Source organism: Cecembia calidifontis (genome assembly GCF_004216715.1).
Taxonomy (GTDB): Bacteria; Bacteroidota; Bacteroidia; order Cytophagales; family Cyclobacteriaceae; genus Cecembia_A; species Cecembia_A calidifontis.
On the sequence record NZ_SGXG01000001.1, the window covers coordinates 4,441,422 to 4,454,528 of the forward strand.

A 13,107-nucleotide genomic window follows, 5' to 3' on the forward strand; every position below is an offset into this window, starting at 1 on the left:
TCTTAACGGAACAGGAATCAAAAAAGGTTTGAAATTATATAAAACCTACGGATAGTGTATTGATTCTTAGGTCCTCACTCAATTGGACACATTTTATTTTTCTCCCAAAGACCTTCCTTAAAAAAAATGGCTGCCCTTTGGACAGCCACCTTATATTTACTACAACTACTACATCAATATGCCCTGGCAAAAAGTACCCTTCCTTTAGAAGGCTTACCCGTAAGAATGCATTTTCCTTCTTCTGCTTTCTGATCGATAGGAATACACCTGATGGTAGCTTTGGTCAATTCTTTGATTTTCTCCTCAGTTTCGGTGGTTCCGTCCCAATGTGCAGCAAGGAAACCTCCTTTATTTTCAATCAAATCCTCAAATTCCTGCCATGAATTGACTTCCGTCGTCATTTCATTTCTGAAGTTCAAGGCTTTCTCATAAATGCTGTCCTGGATTTTCTCCAAAAGCGCTTCTAAATAAGTGTCTATTTGGACATCGTTGAGATTGACGGTTTCCTTGGTCAAGGTATCCCTTCTTGCCAGTTCGATCGTGTTGTTTTCCAAATCCCTCGGCCCCATGGCTATCCTCAAAGGAACTCCTTTTAGTTCATATTCGGCAAATTTCCACCCGGGTTTGTGGGTATCTCTATGGTCATAATGGACGGTGATGCCTTTAGCCCTCAATTTCGCCATAATTTCTTTGGCCTTTTCGGATATCCTGTCAAGCTCCTCGTATCCCTTGTAAATGGGAACAATCACCACCTGAATAGGTGCCAACTTTGGAGGTAAAACCAAACCATTATCATCTGAATGCGCCATAATCAAAGCCCCCATCAATCGGGTACTTACCCCCCAGGATGTACCCCAAACATAATCCAGTCCACCTTCCTTGGTAGCAAATTTGACATCAAATGCTTTTGCAAAATTTTGTCCCAAGAAATGGGAGGTTCCAGCCTGAAGGGCTTTGCCGTCCTGCATCATGGCTTCAATGCAATAGGTATCTTCCGCTCCGGCAAATCTTTCGTTGGCACTCTTCACTCCTTTGACAACAGGCACTGCCATATATTTTTCGGCAAACTCAGCATAAACATTCATCATTTGCACTGTCTCATCAATAGCTTCCTGTTTGCTGGCGTGTGCGGTATGCCCCTCCTGCCATAGAAATTCTGCAGTTCTTAGGAACAATCGGGTTCGCATTTCCCACCTTACCACATTGGCCCATTGGTTGACCAGAAGGGGTAAATCCCGATAGGATTGTATCCAATTTTTATACGTACTCCAAATGACTGTTTCAGAGGTCGGCCTTACGATAAGTTCTTCTTCGAGTTTTGCTTCAGGATCTACAACCACACCTTTTCCGTCCTCTGAATTTTTCAGCCTGTAATGTGTCACTACGGCACATTCTTTGGCAAAACCTTCTACGTGACTTGCTTCTTTGGAAAGGTAGGATTTGGGGATAAACAAGGGGAAATAGGCATTGGTGTGACCTGTTTCCTTGAACATTTTGTCCAGTTGGGCCTGCATTTTTTCCCAAATAGAATATCCGTATGGCTTAATCACCATACAGCCCCTGACAGGGGAGTTTTCAGCCAGATCTGCCCTTTTCACTAATTCATTGTACCACAAAGAGTAGTCCTCACTTCTTTTAGGTAATCCTTTACTCATAGTTATTTGTTGATTTGAAAAATCTATTTATCTTCGCTAAATACTGTGGGTGGCAAATATAAACCAAAAAATGTAAACCATATGGATTCGCCCACGTATATAAGAGTAATTAGTAAAAACCAACAACATGATGAACCTCAACAAAATATTGACACTTGGAGCTGGAGCAGTTTTGATGCTGTCCTCCTGCAGCAGCAGCTTCAATGCAATGAAAGGCGGCGAATCTGATGATTTGTATTTCATGGCCTCTGATGCAAGGGTAGCCACTGAATTTGCAGTCCGCAACAACAATCCTCAAAACTTTCAGTCTTTGAACAACACCGCTCCTGATGCATTTGAGCAGGAGAACTTTTCTGCCAGAAATGTCAATCCAGAATATCTGGCAAGGTATCAGTCCCAGACTGCTACGGAGGATTCAGGCATGGTTTATTTCGATGAAAATCAGGGAGCGCAAAATGCTCCTAATGTGAATGTATACAATAATTTCTATGGCTCCGGATTCAATGGCGCAGGCTTTGGCCAGAGTAGGTTCAACTTCAACCTAGGTTTAGGATTCGGATTCGGATCCCCTTGGGGTTGGGGAATGCCTATGATGGGCTGGGGCATGCCGATGATGGGCATGTGGGACCCATTCTGGGATCCGTTCTGGGGACCGGGTATGGGCTTTGGACCGGCTTGGGGCTGGGGCATGAGACCAGGTTGGGGCTTTGGATGGAATTCCATGTGGGGATGGAACGCAGGCTTCGGATGGGGCTGGGGTAACCCTTGGATGGGAGGAATGTGGGGCATGAGACCCGGATGGGGTTGGGGCCCAGGATGGGGTTGGGGTGCACCAATCATCGTCCTTCCTGGAGAGCAAGGTCGTCAGCTTGTCAGAGGTTCAAGATATAGCAGAGGTGCGGGTACTGCAGTTGCCGGTCCAAGAGGTTCGGCCGGTAATTATCAGCCTGCTACTGCAAGAGCTGCAAGAAGGGATGCAGCTACCAGCACAAGAGCCATTTCTTCAGGAGACAGAACCGCAAGCAGGGACTTTGGTTCTACCCAAAATGAATACTTAAGTGGAAGAAGTAGGGTTGCCAATACTTCAGCAGCGCCTAGTGTAAGAAATACAGGTTCTGCTGCAGCTACAAGACCTAGCACCAGAACAGGAATAAATAATGCAAGGCCTACCTATGACAATAGGACAAATCCAAATACCAGATCTTCTTATGGAACAACTCCTTCCAGAAGCAATACGGGTACCATGAACAGAACAAGCCCGGGAACAATCAATAGAAGCAATACCGGTACAAGAGGTGCAAGTCCTTCTTACAATAGGGGCGGAACCATGCAAAATACAAGAACCGCTCCAAGCAGAAGTACTTACTCAAGTCCTTCTAGAGGTGGCAGCATGAGCACACCAAGCAGAAGCAGCGGAGGTTCTTCTTTCGGCGCACCAAGTAGAAGCAGCGGTGGAGGCTTTAGCTCTGGAGGCATGAGCGGGGGTAGCCGAGGCGGAGGCAGCATCAGCTCCGGAGGTTCAAGAGGTGGAAGGGGGAATTAAATTCCCCCTTTTTTTTACCCAAAATCAAAATAAAGGCATATTATTTGTTTGCTTCATCTGTATTAAATAGCAATTATTTTATATGATTTCAATTAAGAAAGCATTATTGACAACCCTCCTCTTTTTGCTCTATTTGGGATGGGCAGAAGCACAGATTGGTTATTTTGAAGATGCATTGAGATTCAGCCAATTCCGTTCTACCGGTTCAGCAAGAATCATGGGATTAGGAGGCTCTCAGATTTCTTTGGGGGGAGATGTTTCCAACATCCATACCAACCCTGCAGGACTGGGTTTTTTCAGAAGGTCTGAATTCAGTTTTACCCCTTCTTATGGAACATGGGCTACTGAGACCGACTACCTTGGGCAGTTCCAGCAGACAAAAACCAATAATTTCAGCGTCCCCAATTTGAGTTTGGTCATAAGTAGACCAAAAGGACCACTTTCTTCCGGAGCGTTTAGAGGGGGTACATTTGGCATCAGCTTTAACAGAAACAATCATTTCAATACAGAATTTGGCTATTTCTCTGATTTTGAGGGACAGACTTCCATTATTGATTTTTTATTAAGACAGGCAAATGGGGTTCCGGAAAGCCAAATTGAAAGTATGGGGCTGACCGGTCTGGCTTACCAAACATACCTGATCAACCCAATTACAAGGGATGCCAATGGTAATCCAATTACAAATCCCACGCAATATGATTCATTTGTCTTGGGCTTTCCCTTTCAGGATGAAACCGTCATCACAGAAGGAAGAACAAGCAGCACCAATATCTCCTATGGCGCCAATTTCATGAATAAAATATTTGTAGGGGCTGGACTTGGTTTGATTTCATTGAACTATAGTTCTTTTAAATCCTACGGAGAAGAGTTTTTCAACGAACCTTTGATTGATACAAGGATCAATGAAAACCTGAATATGACTGGATTTGGGGCTAGTTTGAATTTCGGGTTGATATTCAAGCCTGTAGAGCAATTGAATCTTGGTGTAAATTTCCAATCTCCAACCTGGTATACCATCGACGAGCGGTATGAAGCCAGGATGACCAATAATTTTGACAATTTCTTCTTTGAACCTGAAAACATCATCCTTAGAAGAGAAGAGGCTGCCACTGATATCATTTTAGGAAGATGGAACCTGACTACTCCTATGCGCTTCAGTGGCGGTGCGACATACTTTTTTGGAAAAAACGGTTTTATCACAGCTGATATTGATTTCCTTGACTACAGCAACAATTCAATCAGGTCGAGGGATTTTAATCCAGCACCAGATAACCAAGAAATCAGAGCACTTTATGGACAAGCTTTCAACTATCGGGTAGGTGGCGAATACCGATTTGATGTATGGAGGATTAGAGGTGGGTACGGATTATATGGTGATCCATTTTCCAATCCGGCCGGATTTGACAGGAGCATGCAGCAGATTACAGGAGGCTTAGGTATGCGGTTGGACAAGTTTTATGTGGATTTCGCATTCATCCACTCCTCATTTGACCAGCTGTACAGCTCTTATACCTATATAGAAAATGGTGCAAATATTGGACCTGTAATTTCTATTAAAAACAGAATCAATACCGGTATGCTGACTTTTGGATTCAATTTCTAAAAAAAGTCATCAATTCAGATATCAACATCTCCGGGGAGATATCCTCTCCCCGGAGTTTTATTTTTGACTGTAAGTAATACATCTCTCGGGAAGCAAGGAGGTTTTTTAATTTTAAGATCACCTCCCCCTGACCAAGACCTGCAAATAAGGGCCGTTTTCCAATCTGATCTCCTGACAATCTCCTCAGAATCTCTTCCAAAGGCACATCCAAATAAACCGAGACCGACTTCTCGTTGATTAAGTCCATGTTGTCATTGAAACAGGGCGTTCCCCCACCGGTAGAAAGGACAAAACCTTCTACCCCATCAAGGACTTTTTTAAGGTAAAAACTCTCCAATTCCCGAAAACTCCCCTCCCCTTGTTCAGCAAAAATCTCACTGATCTTTTTCCCTGTTTCCTGTTCTATTAAATGGTCTAGGTCTATAAAAACAAAATTGAGCTGCTTGGCCAACTGCTTGCCCAAACTGGATTTACCTGAGCCTGGAAGCCCAACAAGTACAATTTTAAGTGGGGTTCTCATCACCTCAGCAATGCTATTACCTCTGCGGATGTTGGGGTATTTCTATAATGATATTTCTTAATGACCACTCCATCATTCAAAAGCATCAGTCCCGGATTGGAACGCATGATCGTCTTAATGACTGTGGCATCACCTTGGTATCCCTCAATCTTCCATTTCCTCTCAGCAATTAGTGCCTTTATTTCTTCTTCAGAGGAAGCAGCAACCAAAACAGGGACAATATCGGTGGATTGAATGCCACTTAGCATGGCATCAATTTTATCCAAATGAGACTTGTCCATCTTGGAAATATTGGTTATCAAAACCACAGCTTTCTTACCGGAAAGAATCTCATCCGTATAATCGCCATCTGCATTCCATACCGCAAAGTCAGAAATCTTTGGCAATGCTTCTTCATTTACCAATTTCATTTCCACAAATTCATAGCCCTCTTCACTTGGATATTGGTCAAAAACAAATAATTCATCCCCTTTTTTCATCACATAACTATACTGTAGCGGTGCTGAAGGCAGCATGGCTTCTGGAATATTTACCCCCTCCTTATATGCCCGAAAATCTATAAATGGCAAATTTCTTATGGCAGTGATAGCCAAATATACGGAAAGCACTAAACTTATACGGGTAGTCCATTTGGCCCAGGAAGGCCCTTCATTGCTAAAGTCTTTTCTAAAAACAAACAATACCCCTATTAAAACCAATAGGATCACATCTTTGGTAAATGACTCCCAAGGCGTCAGTTTGATGGCATCCCCAAAACAGCCACAATCTGTTACCTTGTTGAAATAAGCGGAATAGAAAGTCAGGAAGGTGAAGAAAAGGATCATCAGGGAAAGTGCCCATACGGTAAACCTAAGCCTTACTCCTAAAATGAGCATTATTCCCAAAACTACTTCTGCCACCACCAGAAAAACTGCCAAAGGCAATGCTATATCCTTGAAGATGTAAAAAAAGGAGGCAATGTCATTTGAAAACACATCAAAATACTCCTCCAATTTGATGGCTGTGCCTACGGGATCATTCACTTTAATCAGGCCTGAAAAAATAAACAAGCCTCCAACAAGCAAGCGGATGATAAATAACAGGGTATTTTTAAGCATGGTGATAACCTAATTTAATTAAACAAAATACTGCATAATTGATCATATCCTGATAATTGGCTTCAATGCCCTCAGAAACAAGGGTTACACCTTTATTGTCTTCAATCTGTTTGACACGGTACAATTTCATCAGGATGATATCTGTCATGGAAGATACCCGCATGTCCCTCCATGCTTCTCCATAGTCATGGTTTTTATTCTCCAAAAGACCGCGGGTAGCTTCTACCCAATGATCGTAAAGGGGCTCCAATTCTTCAAAACTGAGCTCTAACCTTTCATCTTTAGCGAGGGAAATCTGCATCAAAGCGATAAGGCAATAATTGATGATACCGACAAATTCATCCACAATGGGGTCATTTACTTTCTGACTACCCTTTTCCTGAATAGAGCGGATACGTTGCGCTTTGATAAAAATCTGATCTGTAATGGAAGGCAATCTCAGAATTCTCCAAGCTGTACCATAATCTATTGTTTTCTTCTTGAAAAGTTCTTTACAATGCCTGATTACTTGATTATATTCGCTGATTGTTTCTGTTTTCAAATTCTTTAACTTTAATGACTGAATTATTCCCTAAAACTTTGGATTCCGAAGATATATTATTTCCATCAAAAATAACACTTCGCATTAAAGGAAAGCTTTTGTTACTGGATCGGCCATGGGTTATGGGGATTTTGAATATCACTCCAGACTCATTTTATCCAGGCAGCAGGGTGTTTAAAAATTTAGATGTTATCTTAAAAAAAGCGGAACAGATGATCCAAGAAGGTGCTGACATCCTGGATATCGGAGGATACAGTTCAAGGCCGGGTGCAGATGAGGTAAGCATTGAGGAAGAACTTGACCGTGTACTGCCTGCCATCAGTAGGATCAAAGAACATTTCCCGGAAACATTGGTCTCTGTGGACACTTTCAGAGCAAAAGTGGCAGAGGAATCCATTAATACCGGAGCAGATATTGTGAATGACATCTCATCCGGGGAACTGGATCCTGACATGTTGGCAACTGTAGGCAAGCTGGAAGTACCCTACATTTCCATGCACATGAGAGGGACTCCCCGGGACATGCAAAGCTTAACAGACTATCGGGATATACTTTCTGAAATCATGTATTTTTTTGCCAAAAAAAAGGAGGAATGTAGAAAAGCTGGCATAAAAGATGTGATATTTGATCCAGGGTTTGGTTTTGCCAAAACTTTGGAGCAAAACTATTGGATTCTCAAAAATTTATCTTATTTTAAAACAATTCAGTCACCTATTTTGGTAGGGGTTTCAAGAAAGTCTATGATTTATAAAACTTTAGAAATCCCGGCTGAGGAGGCTTTAAATGGAACAACAGCCCTGAATATGGTCGCTCTCTTGAATGGGGCAAATATTTTGAGGGTACATGATGTGAAAGAAGCAAAACAAACCGTATCATTATTTAACAAACTACAGGCTTGAACCTTTTATTTAAAATAGGATTTTTGGACATCTCCATTGTGAATATCATCGATATCACCTTGGTGAGTATGCTTATTTATCAGGTTTATAAATTGCTCCGTGGCAGCGTTGCCATCAAAATTTTTCTGGGATTCCTTTCCATTTACCTCATATACCTTTTGGTTAGTGCCCTCAAAATGGAATTGCTTTCCATCATTTTGGGACAATTTATGGGGGTAGGTGTGATAGCGGCCATTATCATCTTTGCTCCTGAGATAAGAAAATTCCTTTTGATTATCGGAAGGTCTTCTCTATTGTCCAATGAGAATTTCCTTCAGGAACTGCTGTTTTGGAAAAAGAGAGAGTCACAGGCTTTTAACATCAACCCCATCATTGAGGCATCCAAAAGCCTCTCTGGCACCAATACCGGTGCTCTGATGGTCATTTCCAGTAATTCTGAACTGAAATTTTATGCAGAAAGCGGGGATATTTTGGATGCTGTAGTTTCCAAAAGGTTATTGGTCTCCATTTTCAACAAGTACAGCCCACTCCACGATGGGGCAGTAATCATCTATAATGGGAAAGTAAAAGCAGCAAGATGTATCTTACCCGTAACAGAAAGAGATGTACCGGCCCAATTTGGCTTAAGACACCGGGCGGCTATAGGCATGTCAGAAGCTACAGACACCTTGGTTTTGGTGATTTCGGAAGAAACAGGACAGGTTTCCCTGGCAAAGAATGGAAAGATACTGCATAACCTTTCCTTCCAGGAAGTAAGGGAATTTATTAATGAATACCTTTCCGGTGTAGATATTGATGAAAAATTTGAGCCTATTTCAGCTTACGAAAGGCAGAACTTGAAGAGGACAAGTCCAAGCAATGCATAAAAAAAGGCGCCTCAGGCGCTTTTTTTTATAGAATATTCAAAGATTGTTCTTTGATTTTTTCCAGTTCATCTTTCATCAGCACCACAAAACGCTGCATATCTGCATCATTGGCCTTGGAACCGATGGTATTGATTTCCCTACCTATTTCCTGGGAAATGAATCCCAGTTTTTTCCCCTGATTACTTTCTTCCAAAAGGTTTTTTTCAAAATAATCCAGGTGTGTTTCAAGCCTTACGATTTCTTCGGTGATATCTATTTTTTCAAAATAATAAATGAGCTCCTGTTCAAAACGGTTTTTGTCAAAATCATTTTCCTCCAACCAATCTTTGAAATTGGCACGTATTCTGGTCCTGATTCTTTCTTTCCTTATCGGATCGGCTGTTTTGATTTTTTCAAGGCAATTTCTGATTACCGTGAGGTTTTCCAAAAATTTACTCTCTAAAACCGCCCCTTCGTCTTTCCTAAAGGAATCGCATTTATTGAGGGCCTCTTCTAAAATTACCTTCACTGCTTCCCATTCTTCAGAAACCGAAGTTTTTTCTACAACATGGGTGATGACACTGGGAGATTGCAAGGCCAATTTGAACAAATCCTCTGTTTTGGCTCCTGAAGCATCTGCCAATCTACTGTATGTGGCATAATAGGAACGAAACAATTCCTCATTGATAGCAACAGGTAGTTCAGCCCCTTCTTTATTGGTAAACTCTATCACCAGGTTAACTTTTCCTCTGTCCAAAATTTTGGTCACTAAATTCCTGATTTCAAACTCTTTTTCAGAAAACTGCTTAGGACTCCGTATGGATAAATCCAAAAATTTTGAATTGAGGGTTTTTACTTCAACACTTATAATGAATTTATCATTTTCTATTCCGGCCAGGCCATAACCGGTCATTGATTTGATCATAAATAATAATGATAGGGATTAGAAATTATACCCGAAGGTAACATAAAATCTCAAATCATCACGTTGATAATTTCGTACAGGCCTTGCCAAATCAAATTTAAAATAATAGTTAAGCAGGACAGTCCTTACACCGGCACCATAACTTTGAAGCCATGGATTGTTGAAATTATTGATGGTGATTTTAAACGGAGAACCTGGAGAGGTTATCACTTCGGTGTTTTGATCATTTACCCTCTCCCAAGGAGCAGCATCATTCCAAGCTGAACCTATATCATAGAAAGCCACCATCTGGAAATTCCTGACGAAGTTTGAGGTGATATTGCCTCTGGAAAGGTAGGCAAATAATGGGATTCTGAGTTCATTGGTGAAGGTAATCACATTTCTACCCCTTATTTCATCAAATAAATACCCCCTCAAATCCACAAACTCCGCAAACAGGATATTGGAATTTTCAACTCCTGAGGGATTCCGGACAGGAGATTGTTCAGGTCTGTTGGCCGGTGGGTTATAAAACTGATTGAACAACCAGTTATTCATTCCCCCTACCAAATAATTCTGCGGGTTTTGACCGAAGAACGAACCAGCGTATAATCTTGATGCAAAAGTGATGTTTTTATGGATTTTTTGGTAATTTCTGAAATCCAGGTAAAAATTTGAGAAAGACCTTGAACTATGGTTGAGCCCTTGGTAGTGGACAAAACCTACTTTGCCTTTCATCCCCTGCTGCATAAATAAGCCCAGAGTCTCTGTCTTGTCAAAAACAAATTCAGCCCTTCCACCTGCATATTGCACATCAAATCTGTTCTGTTCAGGTATCCGTCCAAACAATATGGAGTCTGAGTTGAGATTGAAATATTGGGTCCTGGCTACAAAAGGAGCCAAACTGAACCTACTGTGTGTATTGAAAGGATAGGCAAAGCCCATTTCAACCTTATTGATCACATATTTTTGGAAGGTTTCACCTTCCGCAATCTGAAGGGCCCTTCTATCAAACCTTAGCCTGGCATCAATTCTTTGCTTGAGGTATTCATACTCAAAGAATACATCACTACCTGATCTGAAATCCAAGGGAAACATAATCCCTCCCTGGAATACATGATCATCTAATATGTCCGTCATCTTCCCGGAAAGTGCTATCCCAAATCCCCTCAATGGATCCACCACCCAGTCTGTCCCTAAATTATTGGTAAGAAACTGAGGTTTCATTCTGCTTGGGCCTGTAACCCTTCGCTGGGCAGTCTGCCTTCTGAAATTCTCCAAAAGATTGCTTCTTTGACCTGCTGCTGCCTGTGCACGCTCGGTCACCTGGGGCTGCTGTTGTGGAATGGTGTCAAATACGTAGTTGTCTGTATCAATACCGGCCCTTCTTTCAAACCTCAACCTATCCAAACTTATGGATCCTGTAAGACTCTTGGGTTTGGGTATGGTGTCCAGGGCGGCGGCTTCAGTTGTCCGTAAGGTATCTCCCCTTTCAACTCTTGGGGCTGGGCTCACAGGAATGCCCATCATGAGGTCTTCCAATCGGATATTTCTTAGTGTATCGGGTCTAACCTGGGCCGGATCAGTGACAAGCGGATCAACAGCCCGCTGCATTGCCCTTCTTTCCCTCGTCACTTCCTGAACAGGGGAAGTCACTTCAGCCGACTGATCCTCAGCTCTTCTGGTGGCCAACCTTTCAGACAAAACCTTGGCCTGCATCAATTGAATCCTTGGAGTGCTGGGTGTAAATTGGTCGATATTGGAAAAGCTCTCCACAACCAATCGGCTCTGGTTGCCATCTCTGTAGGAATAGGCTATTCTGTTGGTCTTGGAAGAATAATCAAAAGCCTCAATGCTTCTATTAAATGCTGATACCTGGCTGACTATCCCATTGGAAATAGTCAACCGCATAAGGTTATTGATACCACTTTGGTCACTGATCGTCAAGATATTGTTGGAATTCAATACCCTGGGCTGATAACTTTTGTGATTTAAATTGGTCAATTTTTCAACAGGCAAGGAGTCCCTTAAATCATATTTGAAGAGGTTAAAATAATCAGGCAGCAACTTCAAATCCGGAGTCCTGGTCAATAGGGAATCAGGAATTTCAGTAAAGTTGGAGGCATAGATTACTGTACTGTCATTTAAAAATACAGGCGTAATATTATCAAACACATCATTGGTCAAGCGCCTGCCCACCCCTCTTGCATTTAGACTGTAGATGTCTGTCCTCCCATTTGCGATGGCTGAAAGCACCATATTTCTGCCCGTAGAATTAAAATCAAGACTCAGAATCTGGGTGATATTACGCAGGAAAATCTTATCCTGAGCCGAACCATCAATAGCCCTCATCCTCAAGGTAGTGGTTCCTCTTCTGAAAGTGGCAATAGCCAGATTTAAGGTATCCTTCCAGGCAATAATCGGAGAAGTTTTATTGACGGGCAAATCATTGGACACAGAGCCCCCGGAATAAATTGTCCTTTCTCTTCCGGAACTCATTTCCCTGACCTGTACCCTATATCTTCCTCCATTGTTGATTACATAGGCAAGGTGCTTTGCATCCGGGCTGAATTTGATGTCATTGATGATCCCTTCATGGTTAGGACCGGTGCTTCTGATGACATTATCCTTTTTAATATCTTTGAAAGCATTGAAAACCTGTTGGTTGGAACTTTCATAGTACTGCCTCCATTGCTCTAAGAAAACATTGAAATTAACCCCAATGGTGTTGGCAATGCTGTTTTCTTCGTTTCTATTGATCCTGCTTAGGTTAAGGATACTGGAGACATACCTTCTGCCATACCTTTCCACGATAAAATTCCAAACAGATTGGCCCAAAAGCGCTGCTTCTTTTTCCTTATAGCGGTGTAATTTAACAGTCTTAGTATCCCTTAGATAATGCCTCACAAAATCATCCATCTCCCTGCTCCAGCCATATGCCAAATACATGGCTGCACCTTCAATATACCAATCAGGGAAACTGTTGATCAAAGTAGATTGAAAGGCATCTGCAATGGTAGAACCATATAGCATCTCTTCTATGATGACCTTTGAGGTAGTATAAATGAGGTCTTTTTTGAACTGTTCCCATGTTCCGGTAAAAGCGACCTCACCTATCAAGCGGCTGAAAAATTTCTGACCATCTATGGTAAATTGATCCTTATTCAGGTTGACATTACTTTGCAGCCGTTCTTCTGCTGAATTATAAATGAAAATTTTAGGCTTGGTATAGGCCACATAACCAATCTGTTGGGTCAATCTGTCAAATTCTTTCTCCAAGTAATCTATGGCCATTCGGGCATTGTTCATGCCGCCATCATAATAAAAAACTTCGAAATTATTGGAGGTATACTGATACCATTCTATATTTTGATGCTGGACCCTACTTTTACCGAATCTCTCCTTGTCAAACTGTGAGAAAGCAGGATGGACTGCCAGCAGAATTAAAATCGAAAATAAAATACGCGTCAACTTTTCTTTCATGCGGTTATTAACACTTC

General features: G+C 41.8%; 10 protein-coding genes. 4 read left to right on the forward strand and 6 right to left on the reverse strand.

The window, feature by feature from the left end:
• Positions 1 to 173 precede the first annotated feature (173 nt).
• Positions 174 to 1,655, reverse strand: a complete 1,482-nt coding sequence (gene proS / locus BC751_RS19180; protein ID WP_130277028.1) for a proline--tRNA ligase — start codon at positions 1,653 to 1,655, stop codon at positions 174 to 176.
• Positions 1,656 to 1,782: 127 nt separating this feature from the next.
• On the opposite strand from proS, the gene BC751_RS19185 reads away from it, so the two are divergent.
• Positions 1,783 to 3,198 carry a hypothetical protein gene (locus BC751_RS19185; protein ID WP_242617544.1) on the forward strand — a complete coding sequence of 472 codons (1,416 nt, stop codon included), beginning with the start codon at positions 1,783 to 1,785 and terminating at the stop codon, positions 3,196 to 3,198.
• An 82-nt stretch (positions 3,199 to 3,280) separates the two neighbouring features.
• Positions 3,281 to 4,801, forward strand: a complete 1,521-nt coding sequence (locus BC751_RS19190; protein WP_130277029.1) for an OmpP1/FadL family transporter — start codon at positions 3,281 to 3,283, stop codon at positions 4,799 to 4,801.
• On the opposite strand, the gene BC751_RS19195 is transcribed toward BC751_RS19190, so the two are convergent.
• Genes BC751_RS19195 through BC751_RS19205 form a run of 3 tightly spaced genes read right to left on the reverse strand, consistent with a single transcriptional unit; the run spans position 4,791 to position 6,959 of the window.
• Positions 4,791 to 5,321, reverse strand: a complete 531-nt coding sequence (locus tag BC751_RS19195; protein ID WP_130277030.1) for a shikimate kinase — start codon at positions 5,319 to 5,321, stop codon at positions 4,791 to 4,793. The genes BC751_RS19190 and BC751_RS19195 overlap by 11 nt on opposite strands.
• Positions 5,321 to 6,418: a BT_3928 family protein gene (locus tag BC751_RS19200; protein ID WP_130277031.1), complete on the reverse strand. Its 1,098-nt coding sequence runs from the start codon at positions 6,416 to 6,418 to the stop codon at positions 5,321 to 5,323. Before BC751_RS19200 ends, BC751_RS19195 begins: the two co-directional genes overlap by 1 nt.
• Complete coding sequence (locus BC751_RS19205) at positions 6,411 to 6,959, reverse strand: DUF1599 domain-containing protein (protein WP_130277032.1); 549 nt, start codon at positions 6,957 to 6,959, stop codon at positions 6,411 to 6,413. Before BC751_RS19205 ends, BC751_RS19200 begins: the two co-directional genes overlap by 8 nt.
• Positions 6,960 to 6,973: 14 nt before the next feature.
• Here BC751_RS19205 and folP point away from each other — a divergent pair, with 14 nt between their 5' ends.
• Positions 6,974 to 7,858, forward strand: coding sequence for a dihydropteroate synthase (gene folP / locus BC751_RS19210; protein ID WP_207226918.1), 885 nt, complete (start codon positions 6,974 to 6,976; stop codon positions 7,856 to 7,858).
• Entirely contained in the window at positions 7,855 to 8,724 is an 870-nt protein-coding gene (cdaA, locus tag BC751_RS19215; RefSeq protein ID WP_130277033.1) for a diadenylate cyclase CdaA, read from the forward strand. The genes folP and cdaA overlap by 4 nt, the downstream gene beginning before the upstream one ends.
• A gap of 25 nt (positions 8,725 to 8,749) precedes the next feature.
• Here cdaA and BC751_RS19220 read toward each other — a convergent pair whose 3' ends face one another.
• Together BC751_RS19220 and BC751_RS19225 are read right to left on the reverse strand one after the other, a co-directional pair.
• A complete protein-coding gene (locus BC751_RS19220; protein WP_130277034.1) occupies positions 8,750 to 9,628 on the reverse strand; it encodes a YicC/YloC family endoribonuclease in 879 nt (292 codons plus the stop codon).
• Between the two features lie 18 nt (positions 9,629 to 9,646).
• Complete coding sequence (locus BC751_RS19225; protein WP_130277035.1) at positions 9,647 to 13,090, reverse strand: WD40 repeat domain-containing protein; 3,444 nt, start codon at positions 13,088 to 13,090, stop codon at positions 9,647 to 9,649.
• Positions 13,091 to 13,107 lie beyond the last annotated feature (17 nt).

Coding starts and splice junctions, on each gene's coding strand:
- BC751_RS19200 (WP_130277031.1), bottom strand. CDS start 6,418: ATGCTTAAAAATACCCTGTTATTTATCATCCGCTTGCTTGTTGGAGGC.
- BC751_RS19225 (WP_130277035.1), bottom strand. CDS start 13,090: ATGAAAGAAAAGTTGACGCGTATTTTATTTTCGATTTTAATTCTGCTG.
- proS (WP_130277028.1), bottom strand. CDS start 1,655: ATGAGTAAAGGATTACCTAAAAGAAGTGAGGACTACTCTTTGTGGTAC.
- BC751_RS19190 (WP_130277029.1), top strand. CDS start 3,281: ATGATTTCAATTAAGAAAGCATTATTGACAACCCTCCTCTTTTTGCTC.
- folP (WP_207226918.1), top strand. CDS start 6,974: ATGACTGAATTATTCCCTAAAACTTTGGATTCCGAAGATATATTATTT.
- BC751_RS19185 (WP_242617544.1), top strand. CDS start 1,783: ATGATGAACCTCAACAAAATATTGACACTTGGAGCTGGAGCAGTTTTG.
- BC751_RS19220 (WP_130277034.1), bottom strand. CDS start 9,628: ATGATCAAATCAATGACCGGTTATGGCCTGGCCGGAATAGAAAATGAT.
- BC751_RS19195 (WP_130277030.1), bottom strand. CDS start 5,321: ATGAGAACCCCACTTAAAATTGTACTTGTTGGGCTTCCAGGCTCAGGT.